At 33.4% G+C, this 24,350-nt stretch carries 16 protein-coding genes and 1 riboswitch; all 16 genes read left to right on the forward strand.

Translation table 11 applies throughout. The features are described 5' to 3' along the window. The first annotated feature begins 12 nt into the window (after positions 1–12). The 16 genes from eno (at position 13) to KQI41_RS05810 (ending at position 24,350) form a co-directional block, all read left to right on the forward strand. Positions 13–1,305: a phosphopyruvate hydratase gene (gene eno, locus KQI41_RS05735; RefSeq protein WP_154440934.1), complete on the forward strand. Its 1,293-nt coding sequence runs from the start codon at positions 13–15 to the stop codon at positions 1,303–1,305. Between the two features lie 222 nt (positions 1,306–1,527). Next, positions 1,528–1,712, forward strand: a riboswitch (cobalamin riboswitch). Between the two features lie 115 nt (positions 1,713–1,827). Then, complete coding sequence (locus tag KQI41_RS18865; protein WP_216584993.1) at positions 1,828–1,980, forward strand: DUF2292 domain-containing protein; 153 nt, start codon at positions 1,828–1,830, stop codon at positions 1,978–1,980. Positions 1,981–2,113: 133 nt separating this feature from the next. After that, a complete protein-coding gene (locus tag KQI41_RS05745; RefSeq protein ID WP_154439148.1) occupies positions 2,114–3,082 on the forward strand; it encodes a DUF4430 domain-containing protein in 969 nt (322 codons plus the stop codon). A 16-nt stretch (positions 3,083–3,098) separates the two neighbouring features. After that, positions 3,099–3,803, forward strand: coding sequence for an ABC transporter ATP-binding protein (locus KQI41_RS05750; protein ID WP_154439147.1), 705 nt, complete (start codon positions 3,099–3,101; stop codon positions 3,801–3,803). Next, positions 3,800–5,599 (forward strand): COG1361 family protein, encoded by a 1,800-nt coding sequence (locus KQI41_RS05755; RefSeq protein WP_154439146.1) that lies wholly within the window; start codon positions 3,800–3,802, stop codon positions 5,597–5,599. Before KQI41_RS05750 ends, KQI41_RS05755 begins: the two co-directional genes overlap by 4 nt. Beyond that, positions 5,599–6,903: an ABC transporter permease gene (locus KQI41_RS05760; RefSeq protein ID WP_154439145.1), complete on the forward strand. Its 1,305-nt coding sequence runs from the start codon at positions 5,599–5,601 to the stop codon at positions 6,901–6,903. Before KQI41_RS05755 ends, KQI41_RS05760 begins: the two co-directional genes overlap by 1 nt. A gap of 175 nt (positions 6,904–7,078) precedes the next feature. Then, entirely contained in the window at positions 7,079–7,999 is a 921-nt protein-coding gene (locus KQI41_RS05765) for a DUF4430 domain-containing protein (RefSeq protein WP_216584994.1), read from the forward strand. A gap of 69 nt (positions 8,000–8,068) precedes the next feature. Then, entirely contained in the window at positions 8,069–12,445 is a 4,377-nt protein-coding gene (locus tag KQI41_RS05770; RefSeq protein WP_154439143.1) for a DUF5018 domain-containing protein, read from the forward strand. Positions 12,446–12,456: 11 nt separating this feature from the next. Then, complete coding sequence (locus KQI41_RS05775) at positions 12,457–16,893, forward strand: InlB B-repeat-containing protein (RefSeq protein ID WP_216584995.1); 4,437 nt, start codon at positions 12,457–12,459, stop codon at positions 16,891–16,893. A gap of 38 nt (positions 16,894–16,931) precedes the next feature. Beyond that, on the forward strand, positions 16,932–17,954 hold the full coding sequence (locus KQI41_RS05780; RefSeq protein ID WP_216584996.1) for a prenyltransferase/squalene oxidase repeat-containing protein: 1,023 nt from the start codon (positions 16,932–16,934) through the stop codon (positions 17,952–17,954). A 34-nt stretch (positions 17,955–17,988) separates the two neighbouring features. After that, positions 17,989–18,699 carry a DUF4430 domain-containing protein gene (locus KQI41_RS05785; protein ID WP_216584997.1) on the forward strand — a complete coding sequence of 237 codons (711 nt, stop codon included), beginning with the start codon at positions 17,989–17,991 and terminating at the stop codon, positions 18,697–18,699. Then, positions 18,696–19,592, forward strand: a complete 897-nt coding sequence (locus tag KQI41_RS05790; RefSeq protein ID WP_216584998.1) for an energy-coupling factor transporter transmembrane component T — start codon at positions 18,696–18,698, stop codon at positions 19,590–19,592. The genes KQI41_RS05785 and KQI41_RS05790 overlap by 4 nt, the downstream gene beginning before the upstream one ends. Further along, positions 19,565–21,229, forward strand: a complete 1,665-nt coding sequence (locus tag KQI41_RS05795; protein ID WP_154439138.1) for an ABC transporter ATP-binding protein — start codon at positions 19,565–19,567, stop codon at positions 21,227–21,229. Before KQI41_RS05790 ends, KQI41_RS05795 begins: the two co-directional genes overlap by 28 nt. Continuing rightward, positions 21,211–21,942, forward strand: a complete 732-nt coding sequence (locus KQI41_RS05800) for an ECF transporter S component (protein ID WP_154439137.1) — start codon at positions 21,211–21,213, stop codon at positions 21,940–21,942. Before KQI41_RS05795 ends, KQI41_RS05800 begins: the two co-directional genes overlap by 19 nt. Before the next feature lie 168 nt (positions 21,943–22,110). Next, the gene (gene secG / locus KQI41_RS05805) at positions 22,111–22,335 is read left to right on the forward strand and encodes a preprotein translocase subunit SecG (protein ID WP_154439136.1); all 225 of its coding nucleotides are present in this window, start codon (positions 22,111–22,113) and stop codon (positions 22,333–22,335) included. A gap of 17 nt (positions 22,336–22,352) precedes the next feature. Beyond that, positions 22,353–24,350 (forward strand): sodium-translocating pyrophosphatase, encoded by a 1,998-nt coding sequence (locus KQI41_RS05810; RefSeq protein ID WP_154439135.1) that lies wholly within the window; start codon positions 22,353–22,355, stop codon positions 24,348–24,350.

Genomic DNA, 24,350 nt, shown 5'->3' on the forward strand with positions numbered 1-24,350 from the left:
GGAGGAATTGTTTTGAGTATAATAACAGATGTATATGCAAGAGAAGTATTGGATTCTAGAGGAAACCCTACAGTAGAAGTAGAAGTATTAACAGAAACTGGGTCTTTCGGTAGAGCATTGGTTCCATCTGGAGCATCTACAGGAGCTTTTGAAGCTGTAGAATTAAGAGATGGAGATAAAGAAAGATTTCTAGGCAAAGGTGTTATTAAAGCAGTAGAAAATGTTAATAATATAATAGCAGAAGAAATAATAGGTTTAGATGTGTTTGAACAAACGGCAATAGATAAATTGATGATTCGCTTAGATAATACACATAATAAAGGGAAACTAGGGGCTAATGCAATTCTAGGGGTATCCTTAGCAGTAGCAAGGGCAGCAGCAGATGAATTAGGTATGCCATTATATCAATATGTTGGTGGAGTAAATGCTAAAACTTTACCAGTTCCTATGATGAATATTTTAAATGGTGGAGAACATGCTGATAATAATGTGGATATTCAAGAATTTATGGTAATGCCCGTGGGAGCAAAGAGTTTTAAAGAAGCTCTTAGAATGGGAGCTGAAATATTCCATAACTTAAAATCAGTTTTAAAATCTAAAGGATTAAATACTGCTGTAGGAGATGAGGGAGGATTTGCACCAAACTTATCTAGTAATGAAGAAGCTTTAAAAACCATAGTAGAAGCAATAGAAAAAGCTGGATATAAACCAGGAGAAGAAATAATGCTTGCATTAGATGTGGCTGCTACAGAAATGTATGATACAGATAAAAAAGTATACAATTTAGCAGGAGAAGGAAGAGTTCTCACAGTAAATGAAATGATTGATTACTATGAAGAATTAGTAAATAAATATCCTATTATATCTATTGAAGATGGATTAGCAGAAGATGATTGGGATGGCTGGAAACTATTAACTGAAAGACTAGGAAATAAGATTCAGTTAGTAGGAGATGATTTATTTGTTACAAATACTGAAAGATTATCTAAAGGAATAGAATTGGGAATTTCAAATTCAGTATTGGTTAAATTAAATCAAATTGGTACTTTAACTGAAACCTTAGATACTATAGAAATGGCTAAGACTCATGGTTATACTGCTGTAATTTCTCATAGATCAGGAGAAACTGAAGATACTACTATTGCAGATTTGGCTGTTGCAATGAATGCAGGACAAATAAAAACTGGTGCTCCATCAAGAACTGATAGAGTAGCAAAATATAATCAATTACTTAGAATAGAAGATATGCTAGGAGAAGAAGCGGTATACAAAGGAATTAAAACTTTTTATAATCTAAAAAAATAATATTTAAACATAAGAAGATTTCATTGTATTTAATGAAATCTTTTTTTATTTTATAGAAATTTAAGAATAAATAAGAAAATCTTTTCATATTCTCTAGTATTAATTAAACTTTTTATATGTTATTCATTTTATAATTAGTTAAATATAGAAGTTCCATAGTTAATATTCTAAATCTATTGTTAAAATTCAAGATATGGTATATAATGGAAATAATTATAAAATTAAATATAAAAATACTTAGGTTCTTTATATAATAGAGATTAAAAGATAATCATGTGTAAATCATGAACGGTCCGGCCACTGTAAATGGAGAGCAATTTTTTGACACACCACTGGAAAAATTCTGGGAAGGTAAAGAAAAGCTACGACCCATAAGTCAGGAGAACTGCCTAAGCTATATTTTCATTAGCCTTCCGGGATTGAGGTTAGATGTAGTGACTATGTGTATTGATATATGATTAAAATGTCTTAACTCCTGGAAGTTAAGACATTTTTTTTATTTAGGGGAGGTGCTATGCAAAGGTGAATGATAAAAATGTTAGTTTAAGGCTTACAGATAAGGAAAAAAATCTTATAGAATTAATAAGAAATACGGAATTTGGAGAAATCAAAATTATAATTCAGAATAGTGAACCCGTAAGAGTGGAAGAATTAAAGAAGTCGATAAAACTATAGAATATGCTGACCAGAAAACTGGAGGCACTACTTGTAATAAGGTAGTGTTTTTTTGTTTTTGTAGAAATTAAGAGGGGAATTTGTATTGAAAAGATTTATACCTTTTACATTAGTTAAATTATGGAGGGGTAAAATGAAGAAAAATATCATAAAAAAATTAATTCTTTTTTTCATCTTAATTACATTAATCATTCCTTTAACAGGATGTTTTTCAGATAAGGCTGAGGGAGTAAGCAGTAATGAGGATTTAGAAATAGACTATTTTATAGAGAACAAAAAAGATGAAGAAAGTTTAAAAGCGACTTCCCTACTGGCACAGATGAGAGAAAAGTTATCATCAAAAAATGAGGATGAAATTGAAATTGCAATAGAGGAAGAAGATGTAGTTCAGCAGGATAAAAAGGAACTATCATTTTGGGAGAAATTAAGATTAAAAAATTCGGAGAAATCTAAAGACGAAGAATTAAGGTTTGTATTAAAAGATAAAGAAGAAGGAAAAGATAATGTAGAAATAAAGCCAGCAGAGGACAAGAAAAAAGATAACTTTTTTGAACAAAAGTTAAGGGAGAAGGAAAGTAAAAAGGAAGAAGAAAAAGAGAAGGAAAAAGAAGAAAAGAAAAAAGAGAAAGACAATAGTAGAAATGAAAATAAAGGGGAAACGGAAAAAGAAAAAGAGCCAGAGAAACAGAAACCAAAGGAAAATACAGTAACCCTTACTATACGTTGTGACACAGCAGTAAATAAAGATATGCATAAAGACCCTAAATTTAAAGGAATAGTACCAGAAAGCGGAGTGATCTTATCTACAACCACATTTAAAATAAAAGATGGAGATACGGTATTAAATGTATTGGAAGTCGCAAGGGATAAATATAAAATACAGATGGCATATAGAGGAAATAAAGAATCAGCATACATAGAAGGGATAAATAATCTTTATGAGTTTGATGGAGGACAATGGAGCGGATGGATGTATTGCGTAAATGGCTGGTATCCTAACTATGGAGCTGGAGTATATGTATTGCAGTCAGGAGATGTAATAGAGTGGAATTATACCTGTGACTTAGGAAAGGATCTAGGTCAAGAATGGCTAGGGAATTAAATAAGAGGAGAATATAATGTCTTTTATTGAACTAAGGAATATTAAAAAAGAATTTAAAATAGGAGAAAATATAGTAAAAGCTCTTGATGGAATCAATTTATCTATTGAAAAAAAAGAAATCATTAGTATTACTGGGCGTTCAGGCTCAGGAAAATCCACCTTATTAAATATTTTAGCAGGATTAGAAAAATCAACAGATGGGGAAATTATAATTGAGGGAGAGCATATTGAAAAGATGGGAGAAAGTCAGAGAATAAAATTTAGACGTAAAAATATAGGATTTATATTTCAGTCATATAACCTATTACCTCAATATACTGCCTTGGAGAATGTAGCTCTTCCTCTGGCATTAAAGGGAATTGAACCAAAGGAAAGAATTGAAAAAGCCAGGGAGATAATGAAACAAGTAGGGATAGAAACCCATGAGAATCATAGACCTAATGAGATGTCAGGGGGACAGCAACAAAGGGTAGGAATTGCTAGAGCACTGATAACAGACCCAGCTATTGTACTGGCAGATGAACCAACAGGTAACTTAGATACTAGAACAAGCATAGAAGTCATGGAATTATTAATTAATCTTTTTAAAGAAAAGGGGACAACTTTCTTACTGGTCTCCCATGATGAAGTAGCTAAAAATTATACTGAAAGAACTATTAATCTACTAGATGGCAAAATCGTAGATATTGAACAAATATTTAGGGGGACAATTTTAACATGAAGAAGAGAAAAATATCCATTCTTTGTTTTATACTAGCAGTTTTTATAACTGTAGCTATGGCTAACTCAGTTTGGGCAGATACAACTACAACACCTGCACCATCACCTGCTAGAAACCAAGATAAGGTAGAAGGATCAGATAAAAAAGCAATAGTAATAGCAGACACAGGTGCATCTGCTGCCTTTGGAAAACCAGGAGAGAACATTATCATAGAACTCCCTCTAGCTGTAAACAGGGAATACTTACCCACAAGAAAGTATGTACTTAGAAATATTACCATAGAACCAATTATACCTGTAAAGCAGGAGGATATGAAGAAGTGGCCTTTTGAAATAAACCAGACAAGCTATGTAAAAAAGATGGAAGATATGACCTATGGAAGCATGGCAGATGTTTTTTATAGCTTCAAAATATCTGAAACAGCCAACAAAGGACTTTATCCTGTTACGTTTTCAATAAATGCAACAGTGTGGAGATTAGATGATATAAATGGAACCGATATAAAAGAAGATATAGAATTTCAGCTTGTGACTTATGTAAATGTACTAGAAGATGGAAGCCAGTCACAAAAGATTAATGAGTTAGGAGCATTGGCAATAGCGTCAGTTGATGAAGATGGAGCCATAATACCTGCCCCTGCAGGAAATGCAGGAGAAAGAGTAAATCTTAGACTTCCCATTGTAAATAATGGAGGAAATCTATCAAATATCAGCATAACTCCAGTTATATCTACATCGTTGGATGAATGGCCCTTTGTAGTGGAAGCAGTAAACTATGGGAAGAGTCTGCCACATATGAAGCATGGGGATATAACTTTCTTAGAATATGATTTCAAAATTTCTCCCAATATATCTGAAGGAGCAAAACCAATTAACTTCAGAGCAACATATAAAGAAAATGACGTATATATGGAGAGCTTGTTTTCAGCATATATCAATGTAGCAAAGGGAAAACCAGAGATAAAGGAACTTCCAGATTCTGTGCCTAAGCTGATAATTACAGGATATAGTATAGAACCAGAGGTAGTGTATGCAGAAGATGAGTTTCAATTGGTTTTAAACTTCCAGAATACCTCTCATAGTTCAACTATAAAGAATGCAGGTATTGTATTGACTTTAGAAGAAAATAGTATCATGCCTGCTAAAGGAGAAAGTGATACTAGGTATATAAATTCATTGAAGCCAAGGGGAACTACAAGTAGTACTTTTAAGCTTAAGGCATTGCCTACAGCCTTAAATTCCACAACTACAATTGCAGTTACTATGGATTATGAAAATGAAAAGGTTGTAAAGGGCACTGCCACCCAAGGAATAGTAATTCCCATTAAACAGAAAATGGAGGTATCAGTAGAAGAGCCTCTAATCTATGATGAGGATACTGCCGTAGGAGATCCTATAGCCGTAAGCATGGCAATTGTAAATAAAGGAAGGACTAAGGCGTTTAATTTAGAAATTGATATTGAAAGTGAAGATATTCTTATGTTTGAAAAATATTATGGGGGAGATTTGATACCAGCAGGTAAACATAGTGCAGATTTTCAAATTATCGGAGGAAAGACGGGAACCCTGACAGGTGATTTTGTAATAACCTATGAAGACATAGATGGAGAGATATTTGAAGAGAGAAAACCTTTTCAGGTGGAAATACTTAGTGAAACCTCTGACACAGATAAGATAATTCAAGGAGAAATTCAACAGCCTAAGAAGAAATCAGCATTGCCTTGGATAGGAGGCACAGGAGGAATAGGAGCCATTGCTTTAGGATATTTATATAGGTTTAAGTGGAGGAAGAAATAATGAAGTTTTCAGATTTTTTTCGTATGGGATTTATAAATCTAAGGCGAAGAAAAGTACGAACTATTTTAACAGCAGCAGCCATGGCAGTAGGAGTAGCCTGTATAGTGGTACTCATATCCATTGGAATTGGCTATAACCAAACATATCAGGAGTCTATTTCTGAAATGGGAAGTCTGACGAAAATAGATGTAACCCCTCCAAGGGAAACCAAGGGAAAAGTAGCTTTACTAAATGATAAAGCAGTATCAGCATTTAAAAAGTTAAAGGGAGTAGAGGCTGTAACTCCTGTTGTACAAGTAGTACCATATTTAAAAGGCGGAAAGTATATAGCTCCCATTAGACTATATGGAATTGATTTAGACACAGCAGGAGACTTTCAGATAACTCCATTGAAGGGACAACTGCCGTTGAAGGGCACAAAGCTTGTACCTCAGATTATATTAACAGATGATGTGGCAGACTCCTTTGCAGATCCTCAAACATGGGAGCAAATTAAGGATATGAAAAACAAACATCTAATAGACCCCATGAAGGGAAATATTAGACTTACCTTTGATTATAATACATTATCAGGACAGTATGTAGAAGGAGAAGATGGCAGAGCAGTACCAAGTGGGAATATCTATAGGATAGAGGTAACAGGAATCACCAGTATGCAAAACTATACATATTCTACTTCAGGATTTATACAGCTTAAAATATTAGAGGAATTAATAGAAGCCAATGAGGATTTTTTGCCTCCTTCCAATACAGCTAATGATATGAAAAATATAAAAACCTACCCTTTAGTATGGATAAAGGCTGATGATATAAAAAATGTACAAAGTATTACAGATGTAATAAGAAAGGCTGGATTTGAGACTTATTCCTTAAACGATATGTTAGAATCGGTAAAAAAGCAATCAAAACAAATTCAGGGGATGCTGGCAGCCATTGGGGCAGTAGCACTTTTAGTGGCTGGTATTGGAACAGCCAATACTATGATGATGGCAATCAATGAGAGAACTAAGGAAATAGGAATACTCAAGGTTCTAGGAACTGATTTAGGAGATATAGTAAAGATGTTCTTAGTAGAATCTGCAATAATAGGAGTTATAGGAGGAACCATAGGACTTTTTGTTAGTCTTATATTGCAAGGAATATTACCTATACTATTGAAGGAGATGGAAGTTCGCTCCATTATACCAATTTGGCTAGCAGGAGGAGCAGTAATATTTGCAGTATTTGTAGCGGTAATATCTGCACTGGGACCAGCAATAAATGCTATGAGAGTCAGTCCCCAAGTGGCCATAAGGGCTGAATAATTAGCAGTTTGGTTAAAGTGTAGTTTATTATAAATAAATCAAAAGATTGGAGGTATATAGAGGACTAGAGAGAAACAGGGAATTACATCCATAGTAAAGACAGGAAACAGTAATCTTAAGGGATAAGCCCATAAGATGAGAGAAAGAGATTTATAAGAAGAAAGGGGATAAGAGTATGTTTAAGAAGTTTAACAACAAAAAAATATTTAGTTTATTACTAGCATTAGTACTAGTATTGGGAATGAGTGTATCATCATTTGCGGCGACATTGACAGATGACGGGATATTAGTAGTAAAAGCAATAGAGGGTTCAAATGAGTATACAGCAGAGATGAAATTTGTAGATGTAGGGGGAGTCACCAGATATACAGGATATATTGAGTTTCCTAATTCCTCAAGTGTGGATTTAAGCGACGTGGAGATAGTTGCCACAATCGCAGGGTCATATACTCTAGAAGTAGATGGAACTCCTTATACTCCAAATATGAGTGTGGATTTTAGTGAGGGGTATGTAGATTTTGTTCTAAAATCAGGCAGTACAGTTTACAGAACTTATCAAATGAATGCTAATATCCAAGGAACAAGTGTTTTGATATTTGTAACCATTGATTTGGAAAATGCAAATGATTGGTTAGATGGAACTTATACAAGTCCTAATACCGGAGGTTATGTAGCTCCTACAGCAGCAGCTTATCCTGCAGCAGCAGCTAGAGTACAGAATGCAGTAACTGGACTGGAAAGTGGTTCATTATTCATACCGGTAACAGCGGAAGTAGGAGAGTCAGCAATGGATGTATTCCAAAAGGCAGTAGATGGAACCAATCTTAATGTAATCGGTATAAACAGCGGCTATGTAAGTGAAATTGGCAGAGGCGCTGACCCGACTTTGCCAGATCTATTATTCCAAAAAACAGAAGGGGAGCCAGATTTCCCATCATGGGATTGGGAGAAGGACAGAACAGGCTGGATATATCTTATAAATGGTGAGGTTGCTAATATAGGAGCATCTCAATATATTATAACAGCTAGTGATAGTACCTTAACATGGGGATATACCTTTGACTGGGGTATAGACTTAGGAGGACCTGAGTGGTAGAAGATGAATAAGGGTAAGGGGCTTGTGCCCCTTACTTTTTACATAAAATAAAAGAATAGGAAGATTTATATGAAAAAATATTTAAAACTAAAAAAAATATTAAGCTTTTTTTTAGCAATTCTAATTTTATTTACATCAGGGAATATTTCCTTTGCTTCAATTAGTGGTAGAGATTGGGTAGTCTATGCTTTTCAATCAATAGAAACTAAAGAGCATTTTAGCCCGGGAATGATTGTTCCAGATAATATATTAAACACTACTGGAGCGATTAGTATAAACTCTACTTTTATCCCCATAAAGGTTAAGGAAGCCACCATAACAAAGGCGAAAACATCTGCGTATAGCAATTCAAAAAATGGAAACTGGAATCAACCGCCATTGGGAGAACTAGTTATTGATGGACAAAAGCGTAACTATGAACTACCTTTAAAGTATCTTTATAGATTTACCTATGATAATGATACTAGGGAAGACTTTATGCCTGTATGGCTTATGGAGAATTATGACAAAAGTCAAAGAGTAGACCCTAAAGATGTAGAGGATTTAAAGGAGGATTTTAAAGAGGCTTTAGATGTAATTCAGTCCTTGGCAGATAAAATTGCCAGACAGGGGGAACCTAAAAAAACTGGGGATTATCACCCTATGCATAAAAATTATGCTATAAATGCAATTCGAGAATGGAAACAGATACTCTTAACAACTACGAATTCCACAGAATTCAGCCAGTTTCTTTCCAGAGAGAAAATAGAAGCATCTATTCCACTGCTTTATGATGTAGTAAAGTATATAGAATCCCATAGGATAAATGAACCTGAGATACTTGATTTTAAAATCGGTGAGTATTCAGGTGTAATTGATAAAGAAAGTTCTTTAGTGAATTTATATGTTCCGGAGGGAATAGAGCCGGATAAATCTCAGGTGGAGATTATCACACCTGATTGGGTAATTGGAAGATATAAATCTGGAGATTTTGAAATAGGGAGTTCTGCAATTTATTCTATAAGACCTATAGATGCGTCCCATGACAAATATATAGAATACTATGGTTTAAAGGATTATAGTCATATGGAAAAGGAGTGGACAGTCAAAGTATTAGAAGAAGAACCTAGACTGCTGATTAACTCTTTAAATTATACCAGCGAATATGGGGAAAAAATAGGTGGGATAATAGGAGAAGATAGCATAGACTTAGATATACCATTTTATATTGATTCACAGGAACTATATCTGGATATCTATCATACAGGTGATGAAGCCTATTATATAGATGAAAATAATAATAAAATTAAAATTGAAAAAAATAAAAATGTAAATATAGAAAAGATAAATAGTATAAAAATCGTAAGGGACGATTTAGAAAAAACATATACCTTAAATGTAACTTTAGAAAGGTCTCATAATAATGAAATTCTTTATTTTGGTATAGATGACTATAATGTAAATATCGACCATGATAATGGAAGGATTAATATTACAGCACCCTATGGAACCGATATTACTGCTTTAACACCAGATATTGGGATAGATTATAGAGCCAGTGTAGTTCCAAAGTCTAAAAAAACACAGGATTTTACAAATCCTGTCATATATACAGTAACATCTGAATCGGGGGAAACTAAAGAATATGAGGTAATAGTATCACATGGTATTGCTTCTTCTGAAAATAAGATATTATCTTTTAAGGTAGGAACCATAGACGGGAAAATAGAAGAAAATAATATTAAAGTGGAAGTTCCAAACACAGAAAATTTAAGTAATATAAAACCCTTTATAGGGATTTCTCCAAATGCAAAAGTAAAACCTGCTAGTTCGGAGGAAGTGGATTTTTCAAAGGGAGAAATTGATTATACAGTGACTTCCCAAAATGGGGAACAAAGAGTATATAAAGTATCCGTAATCCATAGTCAGGAAGAAGCCGTTGGCCCTGATGAAGAATATATGAACAAACTTAAACAATTAAGAGACAATATATACAATAAATATAAAAATGAAGCAACTCATGAAGATTGGGAATGGATGAACATAGGATTATACGAAGGAGAAAAAAATGGCACCTCTGATGGGATAAGGAGAACGACTGAAGATTTGCCTCAACGATTCGACATGTATGATGAAGTAGGAGAATTATCCAGCAGTAAAATTACAGATTTTGCCAGATTTGCTATGACTTTAACTGCTATGGGAGTAGATGCTACTAATCTAGAACCATTCAAAATTTATGGTAAACCCTTTAAGACGGATTTAGGTAGACCTTTCGGGAAAGAAGTTGTCAATATAATGGAGATGATGTATAACGGGGGTATCGGCGGTATAAATGGAGGAATTTATTCCCTTATAGCTTTAGATATGGGGAATTATTCCATACCTGCCAATGCTGATATTACCAGAGATGATTATATTGAATTTTTGCTAAATCATGAATATGGTTCCGATCCCTATGGAATTGATATGGTAGCCATGCTGATGCAGGGATTATACCCATACCAGAATCATCCCGTCTATGGTGATAAAGTAATGGATAAATTAGAAGAAGGGGTAGAGTCATTCTTAGGGGATAAGCGAGGAGGAAAATCAGTTAAAGGAGTAGAGCCATTAAATGATGATTTCTTAGGGATTTCATGGGGAGATGTAAACAGCGAATCCACATCTCAGGCTATCATAGCCCTATGTTCCATGGGTATCGATCCTTTTTCAAATTATAGATTTTCCAGAGGACCAGAGGATAATATGATAGTCAATTGGATTAATAAATTTGCTACTCCTGCAAGGGACGGATTCGGACATACTAATAATAGTTATAATTTCATGGGAACTTATCAAGGAATGTATGCTCTTCAATGGTATATCAATTTTGTAGAAAATGGGGGAAAAGCCTATTCCTTATACCATGATGCAGTTCCATTTGATTTTAGCTCCAATTTCAGCGATAAAGCTGAAATCACCTATTTTGAGTTATTAGGTAAGGAAGGAATGATTGACCATGAAAATAGCACAATAACTATTGAGATTCCCATGAATACTACAGATGAACAGTTAAAGGTAAAACCTATTATAAAGATTTCTAAAAATGCAGTCATTAATCCAGCAATAGGGGTGCTTCAAGATTTTACAAAAGAGATTTCCTATATTGTAACTGCTGAAGACGGGAGTACAAGAAAGAACTATAGTATTATAGTTGAGAAAAAAGAAGATATATTAAGCGGAGAAAAAGAAATAACCTCCATTGGTATAAAGGAATTTCCCACTGCCAAAGTCAATATAGATAACCATAATAGAGAAATATCCATAATTCTTCCTAGCGATACTGAAGAATCCAAGTTGAAAAATCTAGTATTAGATATAGACTTTAAAGGTAAAAGCATAGAAGTTAAAAGCAAAAATCCTAATCCTAGTGAACCACAAGACTTCACTAAAGATGTAATATATATGATAAGGGCAGAGGATAGTTCCATAGCTGAATTTACAGTAAAGGTCTCAATTGAAAAGGAAGACTCATATGAATTTACAAAATTTGTGCTTCGTGGAGTAGAAGGGGAAATAGATACTATTTTCAATAAAATAGTGATAAATTTTCCGAAGGAAGCATCTAGAGATTATCTAAGACCAAATGAATTTGAATTTGAACCAGATGAAGTTAATACAACAGTAAATCCAGGTTATAAGGTAGTAGAGTCTTTTGAAGATGAAGAAGAATATTCAATAAATCCCTATCCAAATTTTCAAGATGGAGTAACATATACTGTAACATTAAACACAGAAATTGAAATTGGAGGAAATAGCGAAATTGAAAAATTCTCTATTGGAAATCATGTGGCGGAAGTAGTCGGAAAATCTATTAAATTAAAAATACCAAAAGGAATGACCAAGACGAAATTTATAGAAAGTTTAAGCGATCAGGAACCGGAAATAGAATGGAGTGGAAAGAGTATTGATCCTATGCCAGGAAGTGAAAATAATTCTTTAAAGTATGAATTCATAAATTCTCAAGGATACAAGGATTATAAAGATGATTTTCTAAAAGATTATGTTCTAACTGATAATGATAATAATGTAAACTTGTATACAGTTGAATTTATTGGCGGAAGTACATCTCCTGGTACAGGAGACGATGAAGAAAATGATGATATAGAAATAACCTACTTTACTGTAAATGGCATAAAGGCGACTATAGATAACGGAAACGGAAGGATTTTTCTAGATGTTCCATTTGAAATGGAAAATTACAAGGTATTTCCCATAATCACGGCAAGTGAGGGTACAAGTGTATATCCTGATTTAAGACAGCCTATAGATTTAAGGCGAAATAATATATTTACCCTTAAAAAGGGAGACACATATAAACACTATACTCTGATAGTAAGACGGGCAGAACCAAAGCCTGCAACTTTGCTTTGGCGATATATGGAAGAGGATTTAAATATACCTTATTATCAATTAGTTGAATAAAGGAGGAGACTATGAAGAATTTTATCAGAGGAGTAATGATATTTGTTTTAGTGCTTATAAACATAATAAATATAAACACAGCATTTGCAGAAACGGAACCAGAAACAATAACATTGACCATAAGGGCAGTTGTAAATGATAAAAAGATAGATGAATTGATAAATGCGGGAATAGTAGTAGAAAAAGATGGAGAGGAAGTATTAAAAAATACCGTAAAAGTAGAACTGGGGACAACAATAACAATAAGGGCAGTAGACGGAAATAAAAGCTTTTTTAAGGAATGGAAAAGACCTACTGGTGTGAATAATTTAGATTTTATTGAGCTATTCGGAGGCTCACATGAGACTCCAGAATTGACATTTGTGGTAACAGAAGAGTTTAAAACAAGAGAGATAAAAACCATAGAAGCCAGTTATAACCATTTTATTGAAATAGATCCAAGCAGAACGGACTTTGGAAAAGGGACTGTTGATATTGAAGTGACAGGAAAGGGAGCTAATCTTTACTCGAAGAATGGATACCCTTTAGGACAAAATAATGATATAGTAAAATTTAAAGCTGATGCAAAATCGGGATATGAATTTGAAAAGTGGGAGTTTATAAGGGCAATGCCCATAATAGGATTAGGGGCGGCATCAAATCAAGATGTGAAAGAAACTGATGCTGAAATAGAAATAATTCTTCCTGCAATACCTAAACAAGGCCCCTCTTTCCCTCAGAATTACCTTCCTGTAATAGCTCATTTTAAAGTTTCTGAAAAACAAAGCTACAGGGTATCCTTTAACACAAATGGAGGAAGCACTATAGAGGAGCAGCTAATAGATGAAGGAGAAAAAGTTGTAAAACCAGCAGACCCTACTAAAGAAGGATATAAATTTATAGATTGGTATATAGATGAGACCTTAGAAAATGTATTCGACTTTGATACAGTTATTTCAGAGGATACAACTCTATATGCAAAGTGGAAGGATAATAATAAAACCTTAGATCCTAGTGATTATATAACCAATATAAAAATTCCTATTAGTCCAAAATCTCCAGACATAAACACAGTTTTTTTTCATAAGTATGAGCTTGTGGATAATAAAATGCTTCTATATATAGGAAAGGATTCTTCTTCTTGGAAAAATCCGACTTATAATGCATTTCTAGGATTTACTGATCCAATTAACGGTATGGGAAGATTGATGAATGATAAGCTTGTTATAGAAACCACAGGTATAAAGGAAATAAAGGTGGATAATCAGGCAGAGAATGAAACTATCTCTGATCCCAAACTCATAAGTATTAAAGGTTTTGGAGCAGAAGCGGATAAATGGAGAGAAGGTATATGGTTTAATGATTTTGGTGCTAAGGTCATATATAAGGACGGTACGGAACTTAATAGATCCAGATTTGATAAGGATAAACCCCCTTTATTTACTTTTATAACAGAGAATGGAGATGAATTTACCTTAACTTGGGAAGCTATCAAGGTAGAGGCAGAAATTGAAGAACTGATTGAACTTACAGTAAAAGCCTCTGATACAACATATAATATTTATGACCCAGAAGTAAAAGCTGGTATTCTGCAAGAGAATGAACTAATAGGATATAAGGAACTTAAAAAAGAGGATAGAGTTAGTATAAAAGCAGAAGATGGTAACAAGAGTTTTTTTACTAGATGGAAAATATGGAGAACGGAAGATATTGATATAGATAATAAATTAAATATACTTTTAGGAGAAGAGATCACAAATAGGGAAATAGAATTTAAGATAGGAGATTATGCCTTTGAATTGGCAAAAAATTATAGATTACAAATTGAAGCACTATATAAGACATATACTATTATAGATACAACTCAAACATCATATGAGGAAGGAAATATAGATATTTTAGTATTTGATATGAACGGAAAGGAAAGGAAAGACTTCAACTCAAAGGACGGTTTCCCTCTTTCAGATACAAAGGATATAATAAAGTTTCGAGCAATACCCGAAGCTGGATATGCCTTTGATAGATGGGAATTTATAACTCCTGGTGTTGCAGGGACAGGTACTAAAAATCCTAATGTGAATTTAAATTCTCCGGTCATTCAGATTGAGCTTCCAGAAATGATTTCGGGAGGTGATCCTGAGAAGAACTATAACCTTAGACTTAAAGCTGTTTTTTCCGAAAATACTAAAAATATTGAAGAAATACTAGATATGGAAGATGAAGAATTCATCCAAGGATATGATAACTATCAATTGCCTTCAACAGTAAAGGTAAGATATGATGATGGAAATGGAGGTTTAGAAATAATAAACTGGAATGAATCCGTAGAAACAGCTATATTAGGAAAGAATATATTTACAGGTACTATTGGAGATACCGATGAAGTAGTAAAGATTAATGTCATCATGAAAAAAATCACAGACATCAATGAAGAAGATAAGATTCAAGAAATAACAGTTTATAGGGATTTCTTTGGGGAATATCAAAGCTATCGTTTGCCAACAACCATTGGAGTGAAATTGAATGACGATAGTGAGAGAAGCATAAATATTGGAGAATGGAAAGGCAAAGATGTATACTATAATGTTAATCATTACAGTATTCGTTACTACAACCACGATACCTATAAAGCAGAGGGTACAATAAAAGGTTTTGATGGGAAAATTGAATTAACATTAAATGTAAAAAGGGAATCGGAGAAGCTGAAACTGAAGGTTGAATTTAATTCCAATGGTGGTAGCTCAATCACTTATCAAGAGATATTAGAGGGTGAAAAAGTAACCATACCCCCTCAGAAACCTACAAAAGATGGGTATAGCTTTGCAGGCTGGTACAAGAATGAAGAATTAACACAAGAATTTGATTTTGATACACCAATTACAGGAAATTTAACTCTATATGCTAGATGGGAAAAGGAACCTATACCTGAAACCCTTGAAATAACATCTGTAAAGCTATTCAAAGATGATAAAGAGATTTCTACAGGAGTAAAGGTGGGAAATACATTTACTCTTACACTTCAAAAGGGTTACAGTGAAGAATTGGATGTAGGTCATATTTTGAAAGTTACAGGTACTGAAGGCTCATGGCTTCAACAGGATAGAGGACATGGGGTTCCTATAGAGGAGTGGACTGCAGGAGGAGTATCTAATAGCATTGTTACAGGAGAAGTAAAAAAATTCACCATATCTAAAGATGGTGAGTCTCGGATTTACTATATAGAAATTAAATCCTTTGAAGAAGAAATACAGAGATATACAGTAAGTTTCAACACCAATGGTGTAAGTAATATCTCTTCTCAAGATGTAGAGAAAGGAAATACTGCTAAAAAGCCTAGCAATCCAAGTAAAGATGGATATAGATTCATAGGCTGGTATATGGATCCAAGCCTAACCCAAGCTTTTGATTTCAATACTTCTATAGATAGAAATATAACCCTATATGCTAAATGGGAAAAAGTTGAAGACCCTAAAGAACCTACTAATGAACTTCCTAGAATTCTAAAATTTTCTCTTTTAGGATATGAAGCCTCAATAGATGATAGAAATGAAAGGATTACTATTAATATACCATATAATATGGATCTAAGCAATCTTGTTCCAAGTATTACAATAACTGACGGTGCATCTATTTCTCCAAGTAAAGACAGTGCAGTAAATTTCAATCGTACTGTTTACTATACAGTATATGGATCAGGTAATACTCAGAAGACATATCGTGTAATAATAAATATACCATCTGATAGAGATTCACGTTACTGGGATGATTATTATGATAATTATAAAAAGGAACGAGACGATTACTACAAGAGAAGGGGAGAAATCTCTTGGTGGGAATTAGCAAAGGAAGCAAAAGAAAAAAGAGCAGAAGAAGAAGAATTGAAAATAAAATCGAAAAGAGATGAAAAGTTAGTACTGACGGAAAGAGCAAAGATTTTAAATGATATAGGTAAGATTGAATCAAGAGCTAGAAATAGCCGCAGCTCTTTGATGATAAATGATCGATTTGATCATATAGAAATCAGACCTACTGTTTCAGATTTCAAATCAGGATTCAGTAATATAATAACCATACCCAAAGATGTTCTGCCAAATTTATTAAAGGGAGAATATGAATTCATAAAATATCATACTGGGGTTGTAAATATAGAGATATATCCATCTATGGAAACAGCATCTGGATTAAAACTAAATTTATGTGACATACCTAAGGATATACGAGAAAAATGGAATAAAGTAAAGGGAAAGGGTTATATATTCCAAGTAGAATCGGATTCTACTAAGGGTGGACTTTCCTATGAAATAAATCTAGAAAAACAGTATCCAGTGGAAAAACTTAGATTTGTAAAATACAATTATATGAAGGGTAATTTTGAAGATGTTTCTCCTGAGAAATGGTATGTATTCAACGGAAAACTTCGTTGTGATAAGGTTTCATCAGGGATTTATGGAATAATATACAAGGACTAGAATATTAATTGAAATATATAGATAGGGAGGGTTAATATATGAAGAATAAAGTCAAAAATTTATGGAGGATTACTTTTCTTATTATATTAAGCTTTAGCCTTATATCATGTACTGTTACAACATCCTCAACAGATTATAATATAGAAGAAAAAATAGCGGAAACAGCTAATTTTATGCAAGAAACTGTACCTGATCCAACAGTGTCCTCCATAGGAGGAGACTGGACTATAATGTCTTTGGCAAGGGCAGATATAGAGATTCATAAGGATTATTTTGAAAACTATTATGATAATGTGGTAAATATACTTGAAGAAAATCAAGGTATACTCCATGAAAGAAAATATACGGAATATTCCAGAGCTATTCTTGCCTTAACTGCCATTGGGAAGGACCCTTCAGATATAGCTGGATATAATTTGCTTGAGAAATTAGCAGATTATGAAAAGGTTATATTTCAAGGGATAAATGGACCCACATTTGCATTACTAGCCTTGGATTCCAAAAACTATGAAATTCCTTTAGTTCCAGAGGTAAAGATTCAAGCTACTAGAGAAATGTATATAGATAATATATTAGAAAGGCAACTACCAGACGGAGGGTTTTCCATAGCAGGTGATGATGCTCCTGCTGATCCAGATATGACAGGAATGGTATTGCAAGCTTTATCAAAATACAAAGATATAATTAAGGTAAAGGACGCTATAGATAAGGCTGTGGAATGTTTATCTAAGCTTCAATTGGAAGATGGAGGATATGAAAGTTGGGGAGCTACTAATTCTGAATCTGTAGTGCAGGTTATTATGGCTTTAACAGAGCTGGGGATTGATCCAAATGATAGTAGATTTGTAAAGAGTGAAAAAACGTTAATAGATAATTTAATGACTTTCTATGTAGAAGGCGGAGGCTTCATGCATATAAGAGAAGGTGAAAAGGAAAATGGAGGAGCACAGGCGGGATTAGTAGATCCTATGGCAACAGATCAAGGAATGTATGGAATAGTAGCGTATCAAAGATATATGAACAATATGAATAGTTTCTATAATATGACTGATGTGAATTAACTATAACTTAGGATATAAATTAAGGTGATAAAAGATGAAAAATAGAAAAGTTAAAATAGGAATATTTGTAATCTTTGTATTGATAGTTACATTGTTTTGGGGTGGAAACAAAACTGTAAATCCTCTTGATTCCAATGAGATTTATGTAGATATTGACATAAATCAGGATGAAATAAATAAGGAACAAAAATTAGAGAAACAAAACATAATAGAAGAAGATAAAAATAATAGTGATGAAAAGGATAAATACTTAACAGACCCAGTTCCAGAGGGAAAGCCAAATCCAGTTGAATGGCAGGATATAACCATAAATAAGGAAAAACAACTGACAGCAACTCTATCTGTTACAAGTAAGACCATATTAAATAATATACATTTATTTAATAAAGATAAACTTGAAGTGCTGCCTGAGGATGGAATTATTTATCCCCCTCAGACAGTAAATTTCTACGAAGGAGAATCTGTATTCCATGTTTTGCTAAGAGAGATGCAGGCAAATAAAATTCATATGGAGTTTGTAATGACTCCAATATACAATAGTCATTATGTAGAGGGAATAAACAATATATATGAGTTTGATTGCGGAGAATTAAGTGGATGGATGTATAAGGTAAATGACTGGTTTCCCAATTATGGATCTAGCAGATACCTATTAGAGGATGGAGATATAATAGAATGGATTTATACCTGTGATTTAGGCAGGGACATAGGTAGCGGTTTTGCTGTTACAGGAGGAGAAGAATGATGTATGATAGTTTTTCTAATTTTCACCCTATAGTAAATTTCATATATTTTTTAGCTGTATTAATCTTTAGTATGTTCTTTATGCACCCTATATTTCAAATAATAGCTTTAATATCAGCTATTACTTATTCAATTATGATAAAGGGATTAAGAAAAGGTATAAGATTCAATATTATATATATGATGCCAATGTTATTGTTTATGGCAATTCTCAATCCTTTGTTTAACCATGAGGGAGTTACTATATTATTTTATCTAAAGGATGGAAATCCAATTACATTAGAATCCATACTCTATGGCATAGCTTCAGCCACCATGTTTATTACAGTTATTATATGGTTTTCTTGTTATAATGCAGTTATGACCTCCGATAAATTTATCTATTTATTTGGGCGGATTATACCTTCATTATCTTTAATTTTTTCAATGACTCTTCGGTTTGTTCCAAGATATATAGAACAAATAAAGGTGATTTCCAACGCACAAAAATCTATAGGCAGAGATTTATCTCAAGGAAATATTATTAGAAGGGCTAAAAATGGAATCAAAGTATTATCCATAATGACCACATGGGCATTGGAAAATGCCATCGAAACAGCGGATTCCATGAGGTCAAGGGGCTATGGATTACCTGGAAGGACTAGCTTTTCTATATTTTCTTTTGATAATAGAGATAAAATAGGAATTTCAGCCATATTACTATTAGTGCTGGTTATTTTAACAGGGGCATTTAAAGGAGAAAACACAATTAGATTTTTCCCATCTATTAAATTTAGTGAAGTAACAGGATTTAGCCTACTGGTATATCTAGCATATTTAATATTATGTATGATGCCTGTAATTATAAATATTCAGGAGGAAGTTAAATGGAAGTCTATAGAATCAAGGATTTGAATTTCACATATCCATTAATGGATAAAAAGGCATTAAATAATATAAATCTTATAATAAATAAGGGTGAATTTTTAACGATATGTGGGAAATCAGGTTCAGGAAAGAGTACTTTGATTAGACAATTAAAAACTATACTTTCACCTCATGGAAAAAAAGAAGGTGAAGTATATTTTTCTGGACAACCTCTACCAAAGGTTGAACATAGGATTCAGGCTTCTCAAATCGGATATGTATTTCAAAATCCAGATAATCAAATAGTAACAGATAAGGTTTGGCACGAGTTAGCTTTTGGACTGGAAAGCCTAGGATATGATAACAAAACCATCCGAATTAGAGTAGCAGAGATGGCTAGTTTTTTTGGTATTCATAATTGGTTTCATAACAAGGTAACTGAGTTATCAGGAGGACAAAAACAAATTCTAAATTTAGCAGGTATAATGACAATGCAGCCTTCTGTATTGATTCTAGATGAGCCTACATCTCAGTTAGATCCCATTGCTGCCTCAGAATTTATTGAAACCATAAAAAAAATCAACCAAGAATTAGGTACAACTATTATAATGACTGAGCATAGATTAGAAGAAATAATTCCAATATCAGATAGGGTTATAGTTATGGATGAAGGAAGTATTATTAGTGAAGGTACACCTGAAGAAGTTGGTAAAGATTTACATAGAAATAACCATCCAATGGTTCATAGTATGACATCAGCTATGCAGATATATGCAGGAGTAAGAAATCAGTTGCCTTATCCTATTACGGTGAATGAAGGAAGACGGTGGATTGATTCGTTTATGGAAGGAAAAGATATAAAGATAAATTCTGTAGAATCTATAAGAGAAAAAAGAGATGTAATAATAAAACTTAAAGATATTTGGTTTAAATACGATAAAAGCTTACCTGATACCATTAAAGATATGTCTTTGGAAGTAGAAAAAGGGGAAATATACTGTATATTGGGAGGAAATGGAACTGGAAAGACTACAGCATTATCAATTATTAGTGGAATATTAACTCCTTATAGAGGTAAGGTTTTCATAGGGAATAAAAACCTAGCTAAGATGAGTACCAGAGAAAAATTCATCAATAATCTAGGGGTATTACCTCAAAACCCTCAACACTTATTTGTAAAAAAGACTCTTGAGTTAGATTTGTATGAAATGTTGTCAGAGTTAAAGATACCTAAAGAGGAAAAGTCTCAAAAGATTAAAGAAGTAGTAGAGCTAACTGAATTGGAGAACCTATTGAATCGGCATCCCTATGATTTAAGCGGTGGAGAACAGCAAAGAGGGGCTCTTTCAAAAGTATTATTACTAGAACCTAAAATATTGTTATTAGATGAACCTACTAAAGGGTTAGACAATTTTTTTAAGGAGAAACTTGCAAAAATTCTTAAAACTTTAAGTAATAAAGATGTAACAACTGTAATGGTGTCCCATGATATAGAATTTTGTGCAAAACATGGAGATACTTGTGCTATGGTTTTTGACGGAAATATAGTCAGTTCTAAACCAACTAAGGAATTTTTTGCTGGGAATAGTTTTTACACTACATCTGCAAATCGTATTTCTAGACATATTTGTTCAAAAGCAGTAACTATAGAGGATGTGATTAGATTATGTCAAGAAAATATTTAGGGGAGAATTTTTTAAAGTCTAGAACTTTAATCTCAGCAATTATTATTTTAGTACTGATTCCAATAACTATTTTTTTTGGAATATACTTTTTAGATGATAGGAAATATTATTTCATTAGTGTTTTGATTATTATTTACACTATAATCCCATTTATAATGATATTTGAGAAACGAGAGCCACGGGCTAGAGAATTGGTTGTCATAGCTGTATTAACTGCCATAGCTGTAGCAGGGAGAGGTGCATTTTATATGCTACCTCAATTCAAGCCTGTTGTGGCAATTGTAATTATTACTGGGGTGTCACTTGGACCAGAATCTGGTTTTCTTGTGGGAGCAATGACTGGATTTGTATCTAATTTTTTCTTTGGACAAGGTCCTTGGACACCGTGGCAGATGTTTTGTTTCGGAATAATTGGATTTTTAGCAGGCATATTATTTCAAAAAAAAATTCTTAAGAAGACCAGATTATCATTATGTATTTATGGTGGGTTATCTACATTTTTCATATATGGTGGAATCATAGATATTGGAAGCCTTCTAATATTTACTTCTAATTTTTCATGGAAAGCTTTATTAGCAACTTATATTTCAGGGTTTTGGTTTAATATTGTTCATTCTATTTCCACAGTCTTTTTTATATTTTTCATTTCTCAGTCTATGATTGAAAAATTAGATCGGATTAAAATTAAATATGGTTTGATTGAGATAGAATAGTATTGAAGTTAAATTTTTATTAGTTAAGACCCTATATATTTGAAAATAATGGGGAATATATAGATTACTATTTAATATGTATAAGTCTATAAACTATTGATTTTATGCTTCTACTATGTTAAAATAGTAATGTTTTAGGGGATATATAAATTGTTGGGAGGTGTAAATATGACAATATTTTTCTCAGTAGTAGTACTTATATCAAGTTTATCATTAATAGTTTCAGTAGTAATGCAGGAAGGCAGTGAAAGCGGTTTAGGTGCCATAGGTGGGGGATCAGAACCATTATTCGGTAAGTCAAGAGGAACAAGCCGTGAAGACATGCTTAAAAGAATAACAGTAATATCAGCTGTTATCTTTATAATATCTACTTTAGTTTTAGCAGCTAAATAATAAAGGAGGAATAAAAGATGAATTTGGCATTAATTTCTGCGCCAGTAGTAGGTATATTGGCGCTGTTATTTGCTTTTTATAAAGCAAACAGTATCAATCAGGTTAGTCCAGGGAACGATAGGATGAAGGAAATTGCAGCTTATATCGCAGACGGAGCCATGGCTTTCCTAAGAAGACAATACAGGTCTTTAGCAATCTTTATAGTAGCACTTTTTATTATTTTATCATTTGCACCAGGACTTGGTTTAAGTACTGCAATTTGTTTCTTATTTGGAGCATTATTCTCTATTGCAGCAGGATACTTCGGTATGAAAGTGGCTACTAAAGCCAATGTAAGAACTGCAAATGCAGCGAAAGAATCAGGTATGACAAAAGCGTTAAACGTTGCATTTTCAGGTGGAGCAGTAATGGGAATGTGCGTTGTAGGATTAGGGCTTTTAGGAGTAGGTCTATTCTATATAATATACGGAGACGCAAATATTATAACTGGATTTGGACTTGGAGCTTCATCTATAGCATTATTTGCAAGAGTTGGTGGAGGTATTTATACTAAGGCAGCAGACGTAGGAGCAGATTTAGTAGGTAAAGTAGAAGCAGGTATTCCAGAAGATGACCCAAGAAACCCAGCAGTTATAGCAGATAACGTTGGAGATAACGTTGGAGACGTAGCGGGTATGGGTGCAGACTTATTTGAATCCTATGTAGGAGCTATTATATCAGCAATTACTTTAGGAATAGTTGCATATGGAGAAAGTGGAGTTTACTTTGCTCTTGCACTTTCAGCAGTAGGAATCATAGCATCAATTATAGGTGTTTATTTTGTTAGAGGAGATAAAGATCCTCAAAAAGCATTAAATAATGGTACATTAGCTAGTTCAGTAATTACTGTAGTAGTTGGTTTCTTTTTAAGCAATTATATGTTATCATCAATTAAACCATTTATTGCAATATTATCTGGACTTGCAGTAGGTCTTATTATAGCTAAAATAACAGAATACTATACATCTGGAGATTATAAACCAGTACAAAGAATTGCGAAAGAATCAGAAACTGGAGCATCAACAAATATTATAGGTGGATTATCAGTAGGTATGATGTCAACAGCTATGCCAATAGTAGTAATTGCTATAGGTATATTAGTAGCTTATTATGTATCAGGTGGATCAAGCGAACCTGCACATGGACTATATGGAATTGCTTTAGCAGCAGTAGGTATGTTATCAACAGCAGGTATGACTATAGCAGTAGATGCTTATGGTCCAATAGCTGATAACGCTGGTGGAATCGCAGAAATGTGTGAGTTACCAAAAGAAGTAAGACAAATTACAGATAAACTTGACTCAGTAGGAAATACTACAGCGGCAGTAGGAAAAGGATTTGCAATAGGCTCAGCGGCTCTTACAGCTCTTGCATTATTTGCTTCCTATACACAAGCAGTAGGTTTAACAAGTATAGACATGACTAAACCAACAGTTATAGCAGGTGCATTTATAGGAGGTATGTTGCCATTCCTATTCTCAGCTATGACAATGGATGCAGTAGGTAAAGCAGCATTCTCAATGATTGAAGAAGTAAGAAGACAGTTTAGAGAAATACCTGGTATTATGGAAGGAAAAGCAACTCCTGAGTATGGTACTTGTGTAGACATCAGTACAAAGGCTGCACTAAGAGAAATGATAATTCCAGGATTATTGGCAGTAATAGTACCTGTAGTTATAGGTCTTGTACTAGGTGCAGAAGCATTAGGTGGATTATTGGCAGGAGCATTAGTTACAGGAGTACTAATGGCTATATTTATGTCAAATGCTGGTGGTGCATGGGATAATGCTAAGAAGTATATAGAAGAGGGAAATCATGGTGGAAAAGGTAGTGAAGCCCATAAAGCGGCAGTTACTGGAGACACTGTAGGAGACCCTTTTAAAGATACTTCAGGACCGTCATTAAATATCCTAATTAAACTTATGACAATTGTAGCATTAGTATTTGCAGGATTATTTGGAAGCGGAATATTTTAA

The sequence above is a fragment of the Tissierella pigra genome (assembly GCF_018917845.1).
GTDB classification, from domain to species: domain Bacteria; phylum Bacillota; class Clostridia; order Tissierellales; family Tissierellaceae; genus Tissierella; species Tissierella pigra.

Bases quoted from the DNA above. Each gene is read 5' to 3' on its own strand.
- KQI41_RS05745 (WP_154439148.1), top strand. From the start codon at position 2,114: ATGAAGAAAAATATCATAAAAAAATTAATTCTTTTTTTCATCTTAATT.
- KQI41_RS05750 (WP_154439147.1), top strand. From the start codon at position 3,099: ATGTCTTTTATTGAACTAAGGAATATTAAAAAAGAATTTAAAATAGGA.
- KQI41_RS05755 (WP_154439146.1), top strand. From the start codon at position 3,800: ATGAAGAAGAGAAAAATATCCATTCTTTGTTTTATACTAGCAGTTTTT.
- KQI41_RS05760 (WP_154439145.1), top strand. From the start codon at position 5,599: ATGAAGTTTTCAGATTTTTTTCGTATGGGATTTATAAATCTAAGGCGA.
- KQI41_RS05765 (WP_216584994.1), top strand. From the start codon at position 7,079: ATGTTTAAGAAGTTTAACAACAAAAAAATATTTAGTTTATTACTAGCA.
- KQI41_RS05770 (WP_154439143.1), top strand. From the start codon at position 8,069: ATGAAAAAATATTTAAAACTAAAAAAAATATTAAGCTTTTTTTTAGCA.
- KQI41_RS05775 (WP_216584995.1), top strand. From the start codon at position 12,457: ATGAAGAATTTTATCAGAGGAGTAATGATATTTGTTTTAGTGCTTATA.
- KQI41_RS05780 (WP_216584996.1), top strand. From the start codon at position 16,932: ATGAAGAATAAAGTCAAAAATTTATGGAGGATTACTTTTCTTATTATA.
- KQI41_RS05785 (WP_216584997.1), top strand. From the start codon at position 17,989: ATGAAAAATAGAAAAGTTAAAATAGGAATATTTGTAATCTTTGTATTG.
- KQI41_RS05790 (WP_216584998.1), top strand. From the start codon at position 18,696: ATGATGTATGATAGTTTTTCTAATTTTCACCCTATAGTAAATTTCATA.
- KQI41_RS05795 (WP_154439138.1), top strand. From the start codon at position 19,565: ATGGAAGTCTATAGAATCAAGGATTTGAATTTCACATATCCATTAATG.
- KQI41_RS05800 (WP_154439137.1), top strand. From the start codon at position 21,211: ATGTCAAGAAAATATTTAGGGGAGAATTTTTTAAAGTCTAGAACTTTA.
- secG (WP_154439136.1), top strand. From the start codon at position 22,111: ATGACAATATTTTTCTCAGTAGTAGTACTTATATCAAGTTTATCATTA.
- KQI41_RS05810 (WP_154439135.1), top strand. From the start codon at position 22,353: ATGAATTTGGCATTAATTTCTGCGCCAGTAGTAGGTATATTGGCGCTG.